Annotated in this window: 18 protein-coding genes and 2 pseudogenes; 12 read left to right on the top strand and 8 right to left on the bottom strand. The window is 43.5% G+C overall.

What is annotated here, in order from left to right; translation table 11 throughout:
- Positions 1 to 285 precede the first annotated feature (285 nt).
- The 3 genes and pseudogenes from V7K49_RS34665 to V7K49_RS13360 all read left to right on the top strand — a co-directional run bounded on the left by V7K49_RS34665 (position 286) and on the right by V7K49_RS13360 (position 1174).
- Positions 286 to 411: a DUF4910 domain-containing protein gene (locus V7K49_RS34665; protein ID WP_442942288.1), complete on the top strand. Its 126-nt coding sequence runs from the start codon at positions 286 to 288 to the stop codon at positions 409 to 411.
- 55 nt (positions 412 to 466) lie between these two features.
- Positions 467 to 742: pseudogene (locus V7K49_RS34660) on the top strand (winged helix-turn-helix domain-containing protein).
- 273 nt (positions 743 to 1015) lie between these two features.
- The gene (locus V7K49_RS13360; protein WP_334870943.1) at positions 1016 to 1174 is read left to right on the top strand and encodes a CopG family transcriptional regulator; all 159 of its coding nucleotides are present in this window, start codon (positions 1016 to 1018) and stop codon (positions 1172 to 1174) included.
- A 1261-nt stretch (positions 1175 to 2435) separates the two neighbouring features.
- Here the strand turns inward: V7K49_RS13360 and rpsU are convergent.
- On the bottom strand, positions 2436 to 2627 hold the full coding sequence (gene rpsU, locus V7K49_RS13355) for a 30S ribosomal protein S21 (protein ID WP_094333031.1): 192 nt from the start codon (positions 2625 to 2627) through the stop codon (positions 2436 to 2438).
- Between the two features lie 124 nt (positions 2628 to 2751).
- On the bottom strand, positions 2752 to 3069 hold the full coding sequence (locus V7K49_RS13350; protein ID WP_273764054.1) for an RNA recognition motif domain-containing protein: 318 nt from the start codon (positions 3067 to 3069) through the stop codon (positions 2752 to 2754).
- Positions 3070 to 3589: 520 nt separating this feature from the next.
- Here V7K49_RS13350 and V7K49_RS13345 point away from each other — a divergent pair.
- A complete protein-coding gene (locus tag V7K49_RS13345) occupies positions 3590 to 4984 on the top strand; it encodes a TldD/PmbA family protein (RefSeq protein ID WP_334870940.1) in 1395 nt (464 codons plus the stop codon).
- Positions 4985 to 5249: 265 nt separating this feature from the next.
- Here V7K49_RS13345 and V7K49_RS13340 read toward each other — a convergent pair whose 3' ends face one another.
- On the bottom strand, positions 5250 to 6140 hold the full coding sequence (locus tag V7K49_RS13340; RefSeq protein WP_335205940.1) for a hypothetical protein: 891 nt from the start codon (positions 6138 to 6140) through the stop codon (positions 5250 to 5252).
- A gap of 278 nt (positions 6141 to 6418) precedes the next feature.
- Here V7K49_RS13340 and V7K49_RS13335 point away from each other — a divergent pair, with 278 nt between their 5' ends.
- Entirely contained in the window at positions 6419 to 6949 is a 531-nt protein-coding gene (locus tag V7K49_RS13335; RefSeq protein ID WP_334870937.1) for a pentapeptide repeat-containing protein, read from the top strand.
- Between the two features lie 378 nt (positions 6950 to 7327).
- Here the strand turns inward: V7K49_RS13335 and V7K49_RS13330 are convergent, their stop codons facing one another.
- The gene (locus V7K49_RS13330; RefSeq protein WP_334870935.1) at positions 7328 to 7666 is read right to left on the bottom strand and encodes a hypothetical protein; all 339 of its coding nucleotides are present in this window, start codon (positions 7664 to 7666) and stop codon (positions 7328 to 7330) included.
- Positions 7667 to 7851: 185 nt separating this feature from the next.
- Here V7K49_RS13330 and V7K49_RS13325 point away from each other — a divergent pair, with 185 nt between their 5' ends.
- Positions 7852 to 9384: a DUF1565 domain-containing protein gene (locus tag V7K49_RS13325; protein ID WP_335205941.1), complete on the top strand. Its 1533-nt coding sequence runs from the start codon at positions 7852 to 7854 to the stop codon at positions 9382 to 9384.
- Positions 9385 to 9514: 130 nt separating this feature from the next.
- Positions 9515 to 10276, top strand: a complete 762-nt coding sequence (locus V7K49_RS13320) for a hypothetical protein (protein WP_334870934.1) — start codon at positions 9515 to 9517, stop codon at positions 10274 to 10276.
- Between the two features lie 32 nt (positions 10277 to 10308).
- Here V7K49_RS13320 and V7K49_RS13315 read toward each other — a convergent pair whose 3' ends face one another.
- Positions 10309 to 12429, bottom strand: coding sequence for a tetratricopeptide repeat protein (locus V7K49_RS13315; protein ID WP_335205939.1), 2121 nt, complete (start codon positions 12427 to 12429; stop codon positions 10309 to 10311).
- Positions 12430 to 12820: 391 nt separating this feature from the next.
- On the opposite strand from V7K49_RS13315, the gene V7K49_RS13310 reads away from it, so the two are divergent.
- Complete coding sequence (locus V7K49_RS13310) at positions 12821 to 13057, top strand: hypothetical protein (protein WP_334870930.1); 237 nt, start codon at positions 12821 to 12823, stop codon at positions 13055 to 13057.
- A gap of 64 nt (positions 13058 to 13121) precedes the next feature.
- A complete protein-coding gene (locus V7K49_RS13305) occupies positions 13122 to 13382 on the top strand; it encodes a hypothetical protein (protein ID WP_273764067.1) in 261 nt (86 codons plus the stop codon).
- Positions 13383 to 13527: 145 nt separating this feature from the next.
- Here V7K49_RS13305 and V7K49_RS13300 read toward each other — a convergent pair.
- Positions 13528 to 13700, bottom strand: a pseudogene (locus tag V7K49_RS13300) (transposase); the annotation flags it as partial.
- A gap of 494 nt (positions 13701 to 14194) precedes the next feature.
- Between V7K49_RS13300 and V7K49_RS13295 the strand changes: the two are divergent.
- Entirely contained in the window at positions 14195 to 14854 is a 660-nt protein-coding gene (locus V7K49_RS13295) for a class I SAM-dependent methyltransferase (protein WP_335205937.1), read from the top strand.
- Between the two features lie 100 nt (positions 14855 to 14954).
- Here the strand turns inward: V7K49_RS13295 and V7K49_RS13290 are convergent, their stop codons facing one another.
- Both V7K49_RS13290 and V7K49_RS13285 read right to left on the bottom strand, forming a co-directional pair.
- Positions 14955 to 15221, bottom strand: coding sequence for a hypothetical protein (locus tag V7K49_RS13290; RefSeq protein ID WP_335205936.1), 267 nt, complete (start codon positions 15219 to 15221; stop codon positions 14955 to 14957).
- Between the two features lie 32 nt (positions 15222 to 15253).
- The gene (locus V7K49_RS13285; protein WP_335205935.1) at positions 15254 to 16162 is read right to left on the bottom strand and encodes a LysR family transcriptional regulator; all 909 of its coding nucleotides are present in this window, start codon (positions 16160 to 16162) and stop codon (positions 15254 to 15256) included.
- A gap of 119 nt (positions 16163 to 16281) precedes the next feature.
- Here V7K49_RS13285 and V7K49_RS13280 point away from each other — a divergent pair, with 119 nt between their 5' ends.
- A complete protein-coding gene (locus V7K49_RS13280) occupies positions 16282 to 17349 on the top strand; it encodes an aldo/keto reductase (protein WP_335205934.1) in 1068 nt (355 codons plus the stop codon).
- Positions 17346 to 18395: an aldo/keto reductase gene (locus V7K49_RS13275; RefSeq protein WP_335205932.1), complete on the top strand. Its 1050-nt coding sequence runs from the start codon at positions 17346 to 17348 to the stop codon at positions 18393 to 18395. Before V7K49_RS13280 ends, V7K49_RS13275 begins: the two co-directional genes overlap by 4 nt.
- The last annotated feature ends 91 nt before the right edge of the window (positions 18396 to 18486 follow it).

Raw genomic sequence — 18486 nt, 5'->3', positions numbered from 1 at the left:
TTTAGGGGTAGCCCTACGCAAAAATAGCTCGATGCCAAGTTTAATAATCTAACCAAAGCCTCCCGATTCAGCATTCGGGTAGGCTTTTGTTATTGTTGGAAGGTACTGTTAAAACAACAGAAAAACTTATTTTAAAAGAAGATTGTAAAGATGATTAATTAGCATTATTCTGGTTGCCACGACCAATCAAAAGCTACAGGCTGGAAATCTGTCTGGAGCTTGGCAAGCATTGGAGGAGGCTCTAAAAATAGATCGTAACCCTAAAGCGGTAGCAAAGTTATTCAGTTGGTTAACACGGGAAGATACGATCACAACATTAATGATCGACAATACTGTTCACCTAGATTTAATCTAGCTGTTGGTTGCTTGATGCGATCGCCTCATGGTAGTTTTCTCGAATTCAGCAGATAATTTAAATTTTGTTCAATCCCAATATCTTGCCGAGTCATTCTGGTAATGTAGTTCGATATTACATATCCTCAACAATAACGAAATCTACTACAACTTAAATCCCAAATGTGAGCCACAGTTAGGAAAAAGAGGAATATATCGGGCTGATGGTGAGCACAAACATAGCGTGCTAAATTAAATAGCAATGTTGTGGGTTTTGAATTTATCTGATGGTCACCATACTCTGCTAGATATTGCAGAAAGGTCGGGAATGTCATTTGATGTTATTAAATATGCTGTTGATACATTATTGGTACATGACTTAGTGACTTGCCTCACTAAATCATCTTAATTCTTTAAAATCCGACAACACTAGTTGAGAATACTTATTTTGTGTTTACTTACTTTAATATTACTTTTACATTATATTTATAATTACTGCTCTAAAAGTAGCTAAACTTCATTCTTGAGAATATACCCTACGTCTTCACTATTGCTTAGAAAAACATAATATCCTGCTTCATGATTACTTAAATAAAATGTCGTTAATTATACCATTGTAGTAGCAGCTTAAAAGATTGATATTAGAGAAGTAGTTTAAAAATATAGCTTGTCTTTCTACTACATGAATAAAAAATGGGCTACTAAACGACTTACAATCAATCTCACATCAAGCGAGGCACAGAAGCTTGAACAATACTGTTCAATGACGGGCAGACCAGCAACCGATGTGATTCGGGAGTTAATCCGTTCTCTTTCTACTCAAGAGGAAAAAGTCCCCTAAACTTAGGAAATCATACTAAACAAAAAATGAAACTATGATAAGCACATCTCAATTTGTGAGTGAAATATAGTGTTTCATAGTTATCAGTTATTTTTTTGCAAACACGCGCTATATGTAGCAACTGAACACAACCCAAATCTGATTCTGCTCATCTAGCCATGCCCAATATGGATGGTTTTGAGTTAATAGTTCACCTACAAGCGAATCCCCAAACCCGTTCTGTTCTCATCTAGGACTTACGCACTGTACAAATTAATTATGGTATGCATTTACCATGCATAGGTCGTTTCAGGCTTTTATTAATCATCCTTTGATAGTAAATAGACCTGCACTTTCGGGGCACAGCAATGCTATGCCCCTACGACAGATGTGATTTTTCAAATCATTCATTATTTGGTCTTTCCTGTCAATGCGTAAGTCCTATAATCATCGTCTTCGAGGATAAATCACCACCGAAGTTTAGAGGCAGAGGCAACATTCTTGCCCAAACCCCTCAAGATCGACCAACTACTCAATAGGCTGCGATCACTGTTGGGAGTAAATGTATACCCAATCTTAATCTCAGCAGTCCGCCCAATTGGGGGTTTCCACGCTACTTCCTAACCTTCTCGGTTGACAGAAGGAGTACAAGTCGAGCATTACCCGTCCAAAGTCTTGGCTCAACTTTCCAAGACAGACCCCATCAGTGATAGGTTAAGATTATAAACAATTTGTAAATAAGTAATAGTGCTTAAAATTATGTTGAAATCCGGGTAGAAAGCACAATTTTAAAGCTGGCGATGCCGTTTGCGGAGCGTCTCGTAGAGAAGGCGGGCTACGCCTACGCGTCATATTTAAAAGCATCATTCATTTACCCTTACCCGAAAAACTCAGTAAAAAGCTTAATTTGCTCCGTCATCAAGTAGTTAATTTATCGCCTAATTACTATTGACAAAATTGATTTTGTCTTAACCTCTCACGAATAGACAGACCTTTCAAAAGTCTTGTTGACCACTAAGGGAATCCAAAAAATAAATTCTTCAGCCAAATGTAGTAAAGTCAGCGTAGCGATCGCCACCCTGGAAGTAACGATAACAGGTTTTTTGTCAGATGGGGGACACACCGTTATTTACATTCCCCATCCCATAATCAGTAATAGTAATGGCTTTGCCAAAACCTACCCTTTAAATTTACATACAGGAGTAGAGCGATTGCCTCTTCGAAAGCTAAGAATCTAATCAGAGAGTGCATTAGCGTAGCTTACTGTAGGTATCGCATGTTCTCAATTGCGACGGAAATTCCTCTTACGTTGCTTGTGCCTTGCGACTTCTTTGCGCTTGTGTTTTTCTAAAGGCGTTTCAAAGTGACGATGCTTTCTCATGTCTGGAAAAATACCTGCTTTAGAAACTTCCCTCTTAAATCGACGTAAGGCTGACTCAATTCCTTCATTTTCACCCACAAATACTTGGGTCATTTTCATCTCCTACTTAATTGGTACTGGGCAATTTTAAGCCATCCAGTAGACCGGAGCGCAAAAAGGGCAGATAATGATTCTGCCCTTAAAACGTTAAAACTGAATTTTTTATCTTAAATAAAGCTTAGTAACGTCCTCGAGAGTATCCTCCACCGCCGCCACTGCCGCGACGGTCACCACCAAAGGAACCACCTCTATCTTCCTTGGGTTTAGCCTTATTCACTTTGAGGTCGCGTCCCATCCACTCAGCACCATCAAGAGCTTCAATGGCAGCTGTTTCTTCAGCTTCTGTACCCATCTCTACGAAAGCAAAGCCGCGAGGGCGTCCAGTTTCACGGTCAGTAGGCAACTGAACACGTTTTACAGAACCATGTTCGGCAAAAACAGAAGTGAGGTCTTCTTGTGTGACCTCGTAGGATAGATTACCTACATAAATTGACATGCGTTATCTCCAAAATCATAGGTGTGTAGAGATTTAGATTTCGGAGACAAGCTTGTTAAGACCAAAAGGGAAAAGCCTGTCAATACTAAAAACAAACACTGTAACCGAATTTTATTCTCACCTAATTACCTTAGCACATCATTCAGTTCTTACCCACCGTAAAAAAGGAAGTACTAAGAGTCAGCGATCGCCCGATGCCTTCTCAGAGGATGTTTTAAAAGTCCTCTCTTCAGTAGCAATTTTTAATAACCTGATTTTTTTGACTTATACGTTTGTAAATCAAAGCCCTTTAGGGGACGAAACAGCCCTGCTTTTTAAGGGAAGCCAGCGCTCAGAGGGGTTTCCCCAAGTGGAGCGATTGGCGTGGGTTAGGGAGGATCAATAAGTGCCTAAAATCACAGCCAAACACTTCTCAAACATCCTCTAAGTCATGAATTCATGGGCAACTCCGACATTGAGTAGCAGAAATTCCCCAAATAATTGCAAAATAAATGCAGTTCGTCATTGTTACTACCTGAAAATGCCGACTACACTTGCTGACGCACGAAATGTGCTTTCTGACCTCATCCCCCGCTACTCAAAGCGTGTAGATTATCTGATGATTCGCCTTGAAGAAGCAGAAGGGACTGATATCTTGTTGCGTGGCGACAAGGTAGAAACCCTCAGTGAAGGCATCTCAATTGGCGGACATATTCGCGCTTGTTATAAAGGTGGATGGGGGTTGAGCTGCTTTAACGAGCTGGCAACAATTCAGGATCGGATAGAAGAAGCGATCGCTGCTGCGCGGATGGTTGGTGATGAAGAAACTTTACTTGCACCCATTGACCCGGTGCAAGCAGTATGCATTCTACCCCTAAAAGGTACTGATCCGCGAAAAATCTCACTCTCAAAGAAAAAACAATTGTGCGATCGCTATGCTGAATTGCTCAAAAGCTTTGATCACCGGATTACCACTACCTCGGTGCGCTATGGAGACAGTGCCCAAAAAGTGATCATTGCTACCTCGGAAGGGACTTTAATCGAGCAATCTTGGGTGGATATGGAAATGCGCTTTGCCGCCACCGCCAGAAATGGCGAAACCGTACAAACTGGACGGGAAACTACTGGTTCTCGCAAAGCTTACGAAGATTTAACTGATTTGGATGAACAGGTCAAAAGTGCTGCCCAAAGAGCGATCGCAGCTTTATCTCTGCCATCGGCGAAAGGCAATACCTATACCGTCGTTATTGACCCAATTCTTACCGGCTTGTTTGTCCACGAAGCCTTTGGACATCTTTCTGAGGCTGATATGGCTTACGAAAACCCTGATTTGTTAGAAGTCATGACGATTGGACGGCGGTTTGGGCCAGAAGAACTCCAAATTTTCGATGGTGCTGCTTCAGAGGGACATCGCGGTAGCTATTTTTACGACGATGAAGGCACGCCTGCTACTACTACTCAACTAATTAAAGATGGAGTTTTAGTTGGACGTTTACATTCTCGTGAAACCGCTGGCAAATTGGAGGAGGCGCCTACGGGTAACGCCCGCTGTCTCAACTATCACTTTACCCCGATTGTGCGGATGACAAATACCTGGATTGAACGGGGTAAAACACCAGTCAAAGACTTATTCACCGATATCAAAGAAGGAGTGTATGCCCGTAATTGGTTGGGTGGGATGACAAATGGTGAAATGTTCACCTTTAGTGCTGGGGAAGCGTGGATGATTAGGAACGGTAAAATTGCTGAACCTGTGCGGGATGTAACGCTTTCGGGAAATGTATTCCAAACTTTAGCGGATATTGAGGCAATTGGTGATGATTTTTACTGGGATGAATCCGGCGGCTGTGGTAAAGGAGGGCAAAACGGCTTGTCAGTGGGTTGTGGTGGCCCTAGTCTCCGAATTCGAGATGTAGTGGTTGGTGGGGAAACCTGAACTACCCGCCCCTATACCCGGTACTGCGGGTTAACTTCAGGTTTCTAGTACAGTGCGGCGTCAGTTTGCCTACCTTTAACAAGGGGATTTTGCCCCAAGTCTTGTTAATTGAGATGGTAGCTGGATTCTTGCCGTACTATACTAGTACACCACGGCGTAAATAGAGCAACCATTTAAAATCCCTAAAGAGCTTATTCCATAATACTTTTGACTTTTGACTTCCGCCTTGTGGTACTAGTCTCACGGGGGAATGCCTCAATTCAAATCAATTTGCTAGCCAGAAAGCGACGTTACGCACATAGGTTTTGATATCTTCTAAGGCGCGTGGCTCTTTTTTCATGCCATCTCCTGGTGGCTCATCTACAAAAGTGGGACAACCTTGGTTAATATCCCAGTTGTAATCTACTAAATGATGGAAACTGGAGTTAGCTACTGCTCGTCCTAATTTATTTCCCTGTTCATCTTGATGATGCTCGATCGCTACAACCAAATTGAAGTTACGATCTGTAACTAAACTTTTACCCAGAGCAATTACCCGCGCATTTGTATTGCCCAAAGTTACGCCAATTCCACCTTCGTGGGGATGTGTTGGGAAAAAATTGATACTTCCTGTAGGTGAGTTGGGATTTTTTAAAAGTTCGTGAATGGGTTCAACAATGGTAATTTTTTGATAATCGCCGTTAGCTCCCGAATGATAGTTAGGCCAGGAAATATAAGTTGTGTATGAGTCATCTCGGCTCCTGCGAGATTCGTCGGGATCGGGATTTTTTGTGTTGAAATAGTGAACATCACCAATGTCAACTAAACCACACATCGAACAGCCCATATCCTGATGATCACGTGTTGCTAGAATACCGCCGCCGCGTTGCCGAAAAGCATTAATTCCGGCAATGTCTTTTTCGGTTAAACCGTTATCCACCTCTAAGCCAAATAGCCAAAGTTCATCAAAATCTGATTTGTCGAGACTACTTAAAACTTGATCACCACTTACTGCATCTGATTCATAATCGCGTCCTGTAACTTCAAATAAGGAGTTTCCTGCTTCGTCTTGAATCGATGCTAAGTAATCTTGTAACATCGAGAAACGAAAAATGCTCCAGTCATCTTCAGTCGTAGGAATCGTAGTTTGCAAAAGAATACGAATTGGTTTTGCCATAACCTCTGCCAGATGGACACCACAATTGAGTATAGCGATCGCTTTGCACTAATTTAAATTTTTAAATTCCTCAACATCCGTCTCAAGGATGAAAGTAACTCATAACTTTAGGTAGTAGCGCTAGTAGTTGAGGATAGCTAATTTAGATAAAAGTGATTGCGATATAGACTCTGGTTTGATTCACTCCACCAATCCCCCGTGGCGCGTACTAGGGATTTACTGCCTGTATGGGTAACCTGGATAGCCTCAATTAAAAGTTCCTTAGCACAGCGACAGATATGAAAGCAGATCAACTCCTGAAAAACTATAAAGCAGGTGTCAGAGACTTTACTGGTGTTAACTTGAGCGAGGCAAACTTAAGGGAAGCCAATCTCAGTGGCATAATTTTAGATAGAGCAATTTTAGATGGAGCTAATCTGAGTCACGCTAATTTAGCCCAAGCCAGTTTGATTGAGGCAGACTTAAATGGAGCAGATTTGAGCAATGCTAACCTCACTGGTAGCAACTTAAGTGGAGCCATCTTGGATGGAGCTATCTTGGATGGAGCAGCAATGGAAGGAGCTAATTTGAGTCAGGCTGATTTGACGGTTGCTAAACTGATTGAAACTAACTTGAGTGACGCGGATTTACAGGAAGCAAGCTTGATGGCGGCGAATCTAGATGGAGCCGATTTGAGTGGTGCAGACTTAAGTGTAGCCGACTTGTCTCAGGCAAATCTCACTCAAGCAGATTTGAACCAGACAAATTTGAGTGGAGCAAATTTGGAGGGAGCCAATATAGAAGGAACCATCCTGGATGAAAATGTGTGACATCTCCCGCCGCTAAATCGCAGTACCGATTATAGCGGCGGGATATCAGGCGAATTAGTTAAATCAGTCAACATTAACAAGTAAACTATTTGGACTGAAAACTTAGAGCAATTTGTAATTGAGTCCAATAGAGACTTAACAAGAAAAGCCCCTTCCCTAGTAACGTTGGAGAGTAAGCCTCAAAGCCTCTGACGCCACATAGCAAGGCTCGTCAGCTCCTCCTTGCAGACTACGGTGTACACACAAGTCGAAAAAAGGCGTTGCTGAATCAAAATATGAATCAGGCGATCGCGATTACAAAACGATATAATCCCATCAATGTGATCTTGTACTGAGCGTAGCCGAAGTAAAAGTCAAAAGTATTATGGAATAAGCTCTTTAGGGCTTTTCAATGGTCTGCTTATTTCCGCCGTGCTGTACTAGTTTCCGGTTTTTGGTGATTACTTTTGGCACTGACAAGAGAATCGCTGTGTAGCTAAGACAGCACCCTGAAAAATATATTTGGATGCGATCGCTCTCAGAACTCGGAACTAGTAGCTCGGAACTCGGAACGCCGAGATCAGAACTCGGAACTTTGAGCTTGGAACTGAGAACACCGAGATCAGAACTCAGAACTTCAAGCTTGGAACACCGAACGCCAAGATCAGAAATCGGAACACCGAGATCAGAACTCGAAACGCCGAGATTAGAACTCAAAACGCCGAGATCAGAACTCAAAACGCCCAGATCAGAACTCGGAATGTTGCATGAGAGTCTATAACTTGTGTGTACACATTATCCGCTTGCAAGAACAAGTAACGTGGATATATTTTCTCCACACAAGGATACTACTTTGAAAAAGTTTGCTACAAGTAGTGTTATTTATGATTGTCATAATTAAAACAACCGACTCTCAACTATCAATGGAGAACTTTACCCTCGTTGTCACACTCTATGTCAACCCTATGACAGGGAATGATACCAATACTGGTTCACGGTTGAGTCCATTTAAAAGCCTCACCCGAGCCTTAAAAGTAACCAAAATCTCCACGATAATTCATCTGGAGTCGGGAACTTACAGCGCTGCTAGTGGTGAGGTGTTCCCACTAGTCATCCCTGGAGGGGCGACAGTGGTAGGTAACGAAGCGAACAAAGGTGCAGGGATTGTAATTTCTGGGAGTGGCGAGTATCAAAGTCCCAGCTTTGGTATCCAAAGTATCACGTTTCTCTTGCTAGATAATGCCAGTCTTTTAGGTGTAACTGTCACCAATCCCTCAACCAAAGGTACTGGTATCTGGATTGAATCGGCTGCGCCTACTTTAGCTAACAATACTTTGAGCGACTGTGGGCGGGAAGGTGTGTTTACCACTGGTACTGCCAAACCCACAATTTTAGATAACATATTTGTGCAAAATACTGCTAGTGGGTTAGTGATGGCAGGTCATAGCCAGGGAGAAGTACTGCGGAATGTATTTCAAAGAAACCCTTTAGGCATAGCAATTAGTGACTTTGCCGCTCCTGGGATCGCAAATAACAAATTATCAGAAAATCGCACAGCGATCGCACTTTCTCGCAACGCCCGCCCTGTGCTGCGTCAAAATCTCATTGTTAAAAATACCCAAGGTGGTTTATTAGTCAATGGCAATGCAATTCCTGACTTAGGTAATACCGAAGATCCTGCTGATAATATTTTTCGTGATCATAGTGAATTCGATTTATACAATGCCACTACACAAAAGCTAGTTTCGGTAGGTAATCAGTTGAATCCTGCTCTAGTCAAAGGCTTAGTCGAATTGCTTCCAGCCGCTCGAGTAGCGATTAGCACCAGTTTCTCTGAGGCTCCGACTGAATCCCCATCTGAAAAACTCCCCGCGCCTGTTCAACTGGATGAACATTGGGCAAAACCATTTATTCAGGCATTAGTGAGCATGGATTTAACTCATAGTTTCGCTGATGGTAGCTACCAGACAGATAAACCCATGACTCGCGCCCAGTACGCGGCTTTGGTGGCGATCGCCTTTAACCCATTTCCTAAAATCCCAGCACCTGATTTTACGGACGTACCCAAGGATTTTTGGGCTTATAGCGCAATCCAAATCGCGGCTAGCGGTGGCTTTGTTGGCGGATTTAGTGATCGCACTTTCCGCCCTGATCAAAATGTCCAGCGGCTACAGGTGGTTGTCTCCCTAGTAAACGGACTGGGACTACCTTCTGCTGATAGCCATGCTTTAGAAGTTTACAGCGATCGTCATACCATTCCTGACTATGCCCGGACAGCTGTTGCCACTGCTACACAACGGGGAATAGTTGTCAACTATCCAGATCCGAAAGTACTTGCACCTTCACGTTCGGCAACACGCGCCGAAGTTGCAGCAATGGTTTATCAGGCATTAGTTGCCATTGGGCGAACACCTGCAATTAAATCTGTCTATGTAGGGTTGCATTCTAGAAGTTGACAAGTAGAATAGGAAACACTGCCTATCGGCTTAGTAACTCGTGGAAAAAAAATCATGTAGTTAAAAGCACGTTAGGCTAATATGCGATGGGTGACAAATCTTAGACCTATTGCCTAAAGCTAATAGCCCCATGTTAACAACACTTCCAGACACCTCTGCCAACTTGGCGATCGCTTTATTAATTAACTATAGTTTCGATCTCAGTGGGTATAGTGCCAATGAGCTAGTTGAGCGTTGGCAAACGCAATATCCCCTTAATTGGCTACACCTGGCAGTGATTGAGGCACTATATCAAGGTCGTTATAAAGCGGTTTCCGTGCAACAAATTTTAGTATTTTGGCAGCGCCGAGATCAGGCTACATATCATTTCAACATGGAATTTGAACGGATGATTTGTAGCAAATTTCCCCAAAGGTTAACCTCATCGCCTGCTCCAGCCCTACCACCAGTCAAGAAAGACCCTACTGTAGAGAAAGTCACGAGTCCTCAATTACCACCTGCTAAGATTCGCAACGGCTATCAACACGGCAATACTGCAACTCTACAATTGAAAAGTTACGAACAAAAGGCATCTTTGAGTGAAGAAGAGGGGAAGCAGGAAGATAGAGACAATAAAACCGTCCTAAAGTCTCCCCTTCCTGGGAAATTTGCCTCTTCGGCAACACTTCAGCTATCATCTGCTGTCAGCCAAAGGCAAACTTCACAAGAAAGTCCACCGTCCTCTCCATCACCATTCCATCATAAACGGGCAAAACTCCTCCCACCTGCTGCTATTCATGCTCCAATCGGGCAATTTACCCCAGAAAAAAGCGATCGCTCTGAGTCTTTCACATCTAAACTAAAAGCGATGTCTGGCAAACAGAATCTGCCAATTGTGGGGAGTGGGGAGTAGGGAATGGGGGAGTAATTAATGTATTTAGGTTTTTACTCTGCAACCAACTGCATAAACCGTTCATCATCAGCAATATCATCAAAATCTAGGTCAATTGCTGCATCTTCTTTATACCTGGGATTAAGTTCAATTGCTTGTTGTAGAGTTAGTAGAGATCGTTCAACTTGTCTTTGCAGTGCGTAACAGGCTGCTTTGTTATAATAGGCACTGGCATAATCTGACTTAATTTCTAAGGCTTTGTTAAAACTAGCGATCGCTTCATCATCGCGTCCCAATCTCACCAAAGTATAACCGTGTTTATCCCAGATTTTGGGAGAATTGGGTTGGAATTCCAGCGCTTTATTAAAGGATACGATTGCCTCTTCGTATTGTTCCAATGCTACTAGGGAAAGACCGCGATTTAACCAAGCAACTGCATCGTCAGGCTTGATTTGTGTAGCTTTGTCAAATGAGGCAAAGGCTTGCTGATGCTGTTGTAAGTTACCAAAAGCAACGCCGCGATCGCACCAAGCTTGATGATAATCTGGTTGGAGTTTAATAGCTTGGTCATAAGATGCGATCGCATCTTTGTAGCGTTTTAATCTTCCGAGAGTTAGACCTCGTTTTAACCAAGCCACAGGTTCATCAGGTTGGATTTTAACCGCTTGGTTGTAAGCTGCGATCGCATCTTCATAGCGCCTTTCATAAAACAGCGCATCTCCCTGTTTTACATACTCATCAGCAGTGAATTCTGGTTCTTGTGGCTGTTCCTGTATTTCTTCCTCAACTTCAGAATTCACTGCCTTTGGAATGGATGCAGATGTCATCTCAACTTCAACTTCAGAATTCACTGCCTCTGGGATGGATGCAGATGTCATCTCAACCAGTTCTTGAAGAATTAGATCCTTTCTTTGTTGGGCATCCAATTGTAACTCAGAAAGTTGAGAGACAAACTCAGTTTCTAATCTTTCTATCTTCTCCAAAATGAGAATCTTTTGTTGTTGAGCATTCGATTGTAATTCTGAGAATTGCGAAGTAAATTCCGAGCCAGATTTTTCTAAATTCTCAATGATTAACTCTTTCCGCTTTTTAGCATCTACTTGTAATTCAGATAGTTGAGCAGCAGACTCTGATTGTAATATTGCTAAACTATCAATAATTTTATTTTTTTGCTCCTGAGCATCCGCCTGTAATTCAGATAATTGAGATTTAAATTGATTATCTAATTTCCCTAAATTATCAAATGTAATCTCTTTTTTGGCTTGAGTATCTACTTGTAATTCGGATAATTGATCAGCAAATTCTGACTGTAATTTTGTTAAACTTTCCAAAGCTATATCTTTTTGCTTTTGAACATCAGACTGCCATCCAGAAAGTTGAGATGTGAACTCAGACCTTGATATTTCTAAATCAGCAACGGCTAGTTCTTGCTGTTGTTGCAGCCCTAACTTTAAATTAGACAGTTCCTCTGCCATGACAGATGCTAATTTTCCTAGATTTTCCAGTGCTATATCTCTTTGTTGTTGAGCATCAAACTCTAACTTAGATAGCCCAGAAGCAAAATTTGACTCTAAATTTACTATATTTTCTTGAGATTTTTTGAGTTCCGTTTCTAATCTACTTAATACCTGGGCTTTAGCTAAATCTAATTCAGATGTCAGGGTAGATAAATTTCCTTGTTCGTTTTTAATTTTTTGTTGTAAGCTAACTGTTTCCTGTTCTAATTCATAATTTATTTTTTTAGCTTCTTGAATAATATTTTCAGCATCTTGCTTAACCGTGGTTAGCTGATTTTGTAACTTTTCCATTCCTTGTAGTTGTTGCATTGCTCTATCAACAATTTCCCGGATTACCACCCGTCGCAGGAGCCAAAATAAAACAATGACTGCGACTGGAAATAGACTTAATATAACTAGCCAGATATCGAGTAAGATAGTTGTACGGCTAAAAGCGCTCTTAAAATCAGATTGCACTTGCTGTTGAATTCGCTTTTCTGCTCGTAGTCGCACTAATTCTTCCTGTTCCAGATTTGATAACACCGGAGTAAGAGTTAGTGCTGGGGAGGGTGATGGTGCAGATTGTCCACTGGCAATTCCAACGGATAACAGTAAGGGTAAAAAGACAATAGTACTTTTTACAATTAAAGCGAAAACAGCTTGATTTTTGCTCTTCATAACAACCATCTCAGTCTGTTGGTCAGTTTTTGAAGCGGCGTGCCTCTCTCCAATCTATAACAGAATTAAGTAGTGAAATGTTGTAGAGGCAGTGGGAAATGCTAAACCATCCTTAACTAATCCGCCCTCTCATCTGTCCCTGTACGCGAAATTTCACTGGTGGAGTGCAGTCAATGCCTACCTACTTACCGAACTAGGTTAGACTTTATTCCTACAGATGGCAGAGCAATACAGTTCAGTTAAGGATAATTGTGGGTTGGGTTGAACGTAAACGCCGGAGGCGGCTTAAGGCAGGGTAGTGAAACCCAACAAATGCCCGTCTAGGTTGGGTTTCAATTCCTCAAGCGCCACTTGCTTCTCCCTACAGCCCTTCTCAAGACAGGAGACGCTCTTGCGTTCGGGCATCCTACGGCGGACACTAGCCTCTGGCAATGTGAGAAGGGGAGACGCTCTTGCTAGCAATATCTCCGTAGGGGTACAAGTCGGGAAACCCGCTTGGGCACTGTGGCTCCCCAACCTACGCAATATATTTTATGTGGCTCTAACCCAAGGGTATTGGATGGCAGAGTGGGTTAAGTTGGAAGCCCCACCTGTACCCAAAGTGTCAGGTGTGGGTACTTCGCACTAACATTAGATTATCTACGGTAAGCAGATTACTTGTCCTAAAATTAACTTAACAAAGGCGGTAGAAAATGAGTCGCATAAATCCTTACACACTGCAATTGCAGATTACCCGAATGTTTGAGCAAGGGCAATCATTTTTTGCCACAACCAAGGTACAGGAATGGTTGAAAGAACGCAAACACAATCCAGAAGATTATGACATTATTTTCCATAAAAAACCTGCGCCTCCTGGTTCAAAAGAAGTGATGGTAGTGGAAATTGAATTACGCCGCAAAGATGGACAACCTGTAGATCCTTGGTTGCAGGAACAAGCAAATCTCCATGCCTGATTTTATCAACTAGCAATTTTCAATTTAAATTCATATTATCTTAACAGAATTTACTAAAATATAGCGTTTCCAATTGGGGAACGCTTTTTGTTATCTTTGTATTGCTAATAAATATTTTTGGTTATTCAGTACTTGTTATGCCAAATTAATAAATAAAATGCCAATTTAATAAGCATCTAACTCTGAAATTTTCAAAGCTTCTAAATCCATAGCCAGAACGTTTAATCAGTTTAAGCTTGTTATTAATTCCTTCAATCACCCATTATCAAAATAAGTAATAATTTCATCAAACCAACGAATAATATAGGACTCCGATTTGATTTTTGAAAACATACTGAGACTCAAAAGCCCGTTTTATCAGGGTTTGCTCTGAAATCTTGTTCAGAAATCAGATATGAGTCCTATAGTGTTGTTGCTATTGGGAAAATATTTTCTAGGAATTGCTGCTTACTTGGGTCATCTAGCATTAAACAAACGTCAAATTCAAATATCGAACCGCCAAGCCGCCAAGAGCGCCTTCTCTACGAGAGGCTTCGCCAACGCGAAGCCTCTCGTAGAGAAGAGAAGAAAAGAAACAGAGAATTTCATAAATCATTTAGGACTGCTATATAGATAGCAAATTTTACTTCGTCCTCTGCACTTTTGTTTTTTCTGTGGTAGCTTGCGGTAATTCGCTACATGTGTGCGTTAATCAAAATCACCCAATCAGGTGAATCAAAAGGGTGAGGTACAAGAAATATAAAATATAGTAGGTTAAGGCTAAAAATGGTTGCTGAATATACCAATTTATAGACTCAAAAATTAGGAAGTGGATGATGACTGTAAACCAAATTATTGGAGATTTACCAAATCAGATTTGTGCCAACTTTGGTAAACATTTGTTTACCTGGATGATGGCTCAAAATAGCGGTACATATGATAAAATTGTAGGCGAACGCAAACGTTCTCTTTTTGCTAATCTCCAAGGTAAAGTGTTAGAAATTGGGCCAAGAACTGGCACTAACCTACCGTACTATCCTAAAGATATTCAGTGGATAGGAATCGAGCCAAACCCACACATGCATTCCTCTCTTCAAAAACAAGCACAAAAATTAAATTTAAATATCGACCTTCGCATGAATAATGCTGAATGGTTAGATGCTGAAGATAACAGCATAGATAGTGTTGTTAGTACCTTAGCTTTATGTTCAGTACCGAATATAGATTATACATTACAGGCAATTTTAAGAGTACTTAAACCAGGTGGACGTTTCTTATTTATTGAACATGTTGCCGCACCTCAAGGAACTGTATTGCGACAACTACAAAGGACAATTAGTCCGATTTGGAAGGTGATAGGTGATGGTTGTCATCCAGATAGAGAAACTTGGATAGCTTTAGAAAATGCTGGTTTTGCTAGCGTGAATTATCAGCGATTTGATACACAATTGCCGATTGTTAGTCCTCATATTATTGGTGTAGCGACAAAGTGAAAGAAGCTTTTGCAGTTGCTGAATAAAAGTATAAGAATCTCATCCAGAGGAAAATTCATATTTTCACCCAGTAATGCCTCTTTTTTGGACAATCGCTTATTTATAAATAGATTTTATCTGTGCGATTGCCCATATCAAAAACATTAAATTCAATTCCGTCTAACTTCAGCCTGAAAGCCTCTAATAAGAGGTTTGTCCTTTCTTCAATAAAAATACTCAAGACGTGTTCAGGAAGTACATCGGCTCTTGACCATTCAAGAATAATCGTCGGTATAACATGAGAGCGTAGTACTGTCTCTAAACCAGGCTTGTCATATTCTTTGAGATAAGGCGAGGCGATCGCAACCTGGACTACAAGCACTTCCATGATGTGATGCCACTTCAGTTAGTTTCCGAACCTTAATGTTGCTTGTCGTCTGATTTAATCCGCAGCGCATCAATCAGCGCAGCTAATGCGGGTGGAATCTGGCGGCGATTTGGGTGGTAAAGGTAGTAACCTGGAGCGGTCGGACACCACTGTGCCAAGACTTGAATTAACCGACCCTCGGCAACAAGCTCAACAATTTGATCCTCGAAGAGGTAACCAATTCCTTGTCCCGCCAATGCCGCCGCTAGAATCAGATCGCTGTCATTAAAGATGAGCGAACCATCGACTCTGACCTGAAACGATGGCCCATCTTGCTGAAACTCCCACAGATAGAGACCTCCAGAAGTTGTGTATCGGTAGTTGATGCAGCGATGTTCGGCGAGATCTTGCGGGGTCTTGGGAATCGGGTGGTGGGCGAAATAGACGGGTGACCCAACCGTTGCCCATCGTACCTCTGAGCTGATCCGCACTGAAATCATATCTTTAGCTACCTTCTCGCCGAACCGGATGCCAGCATCGTAACGACTTGAAACAATGTCGGTCAGTCCTTCATCGATCGTAATCTCGACGCGGATATCTGGATAGGTTTCGAGAAAACCGGGCAGCATAGGAGACAGGATTGAAGTCGCGGCGTGCTTAAACGTAGTAATACGTACTGTCCCACCAGGCTTGTCCCGCAGTTCACTCAAGGCAGTCAGTTCGGCGCTGATGTCCTCAAAGGCAGGTCGCAACGTTCTTAACAGTCGCTCACCCGCTTCAGTCGTCGAGACTTTCCGGGTTGTTCGCGCTAGCAATCGTAACCCAAGACGGTCTTCGAGCGATCGCATGGCATGGCTCAAGGCAGAGGCAGACATGCCCAACTTCGCGGCGGCGCGTGTAAAGCTCATCTCGTCGGCAACCACGACGAAGGCGGCTAAGTCGTTCAATTCATCCCGCTTCATTACTGCATATTTTTCATCAGTTCATGCTGATTATGCCATCTAGTCAAGGAATTGCATTTGATCTATCGTTGAAGTTCAGCTAGTGTTAAAAATCGCAATACGCACTTATTTGGAATATAATGCGCTACAACAAACTAGGGTCTACAGGACTTTTCGTATCGGAACTATGTTTCGGCACCATGACCTTCGGAGGCAGAGGAGCCACTGGCATCATCGGCAAGGTGCAGCAGACAGAAGCAGATACCTTGCTCGCGCGGGCATTTGAGGCGGGCATCAACCTGATCGACACCGCTGATATTTACTCAGAGGGTGATTCCGAGCGGATCACCGGACAGGCTTTGAAGAATTTGGGGACAAAACGCGATGAGGTGATCGTAGCGACCAAAGTATTTGGCAACATGGGTTCAAAGCCGAATCAGCAAGGATCTTCACGCGGTCATATTCTCGATGGCGCAAAGGCAAGCCTTGAACGGCTGCAATTGGAGTACATCGATCTGTATCAGCTCCACGGGTTTGATCCTGCCACTCCGATTGAGGAAACCCTCACAGCCTTGAACGATCTGGTCAGACAGGGACTGGTTCGCTACATCGGGGTTTCAAACTGGGCGGCTTGGCAGATTGCAAAGGCATTCGGCATCTCCAACCTCCACAACCTGGCAAAGTTTGCTTCGCTTCAGGCTTACTACTCGATCGCAGGTCGAGACTTGGAACGTGAGATCGTGCCAATGCTGAGTAGCGAAGACCTCGGTCTGCTGGTCTGGAGTCCTCTAGCTGGAGGACTGTTGAGCGGTAAATATAATCGAGAGCAGCAGGAGCATGAAGGAAGCCGCCGCACTACATTCAAATTTCCGCCTGTGGAGATGGAGCGCGCCTACAACATTATTGATGTTTTGAAGGAGATGGCTCAACACAAACAGGTTTCTGTGGCACAACTTGCTATTGCGTGGCTCTTGCATCAGCCCCGCGTCACGAGCGTCATCCTCGGAACAAAACGGATTGAGCAGTTAACGGACAATTTGGGCGCGATCAATATTCTTCTCTCCGAGGAGGAGTTGCAATCGCTAGATCAAGTGAGCCAACTTCCTACCGAGTACCCTGGTTGGATGCTGGACTTTTGGAGTCAAGCGAGAGTTCAGCAGTTAAAAAATTCACGCACCGTTGTTCCAGTTAAAAGAGAAACTCCATGAACCTTACTGCTTTTCGCACCCTCGGTCGCTCTGGCTTGATTGTCAGCCCGATCGCCCTTGGCACTATGACCTTCGGCACACCGCAATGGGGTGCGCCCGACGAGGTTGCTGAGTCTATCTTTCACGCCTACGTCGATGCGGGCGGCAACTTCATTGATACGGCTGACGTGTATTCCAAGGGACGCAGCGAAGAATTGATCGGCGGCTATGTACGTGATCGCAGTCTGCGCGATCAACTGGTACTAGCAACTAAGTTCAGCTTTCACGGCGGCGAACCTAGCAATCCCAATGCAGGTGGTAACGGACGCAAGAATATCTACCGGGCGATCGAAGGGTCACTGCGCCGACTGCAAACCGACTACATCGACCTCTACTGGATGCATGTTTGGGATCTGGTGACACCCGTTGAAGAAGTCCTACAGTCGCTCGGTGATCTCGTCCGCGCGGGTAAGATCCGCTACTTTGGATTTTCAGACTTACCTGCCTGGTACGCCACCAAAGCGGTCACACTAGCGTCAGCACACAACCTTCCCGCACCGATCGCCCTACAGCTTGAGTACTCGCTCGTCGAGCGCAGCATCGAGCGTGAACATTTGCCTGCCGCGCGCGATGGTGGACTTGGCGTGTGTCCTTGGAGTCCTCTAGCAGGCGGCTTTCTGGCGGGTAAGTACCAGCGTGCAGATGCGGGAGCCACTGGAGAGGGGCGGCTTGGCGGCAGTAATCCGTTTGGCAACACAAAGTTTACTGAGCGCAACTGGCGCGTACTCGACACCCTCCGGATAGTAGCGGCACAGGTCGATTGCCCACTGGTGCAGGTTGCCCTTGCCTGGGTCTTTGCGCAGTCCGGCGTTACCTCGCCCATTCTGGGTGCCAGCAAGCTAGAGCAACTGCACGACAACCTGTCCTCGCTAGAGATTCGCCTCACCCCCGAACAGTTTCAAATGCTAGACGAGAGCAGTGCGCTCGACCCCGCCTTTCCCTACGGCATCTTCACGAGCGAGGTGAACCGTAGCATCTTTGGTGGCGTGAGCGTTCAGGGTTGGTAAGTCTTGCAAAGAGCGATCGCACAGTCTTTGTTCTACAAAAGCCAAAATCATCACGCTACTGCGTGAGTTCTTAGCCCTCTTTGGGCTAACT

The sequence above is a fragment of the Nostoc sp. genome, assembly GCF_036919675.1.
Classification (GTDB): Bacteria; Cyanobacteriota; Cyanobacteriia; order Cyanobacteriales; family Nostocaceae; genus Nostoc.
This window is presented reverse-complemented; position numbering and strand designations above follow the sequence as displayed.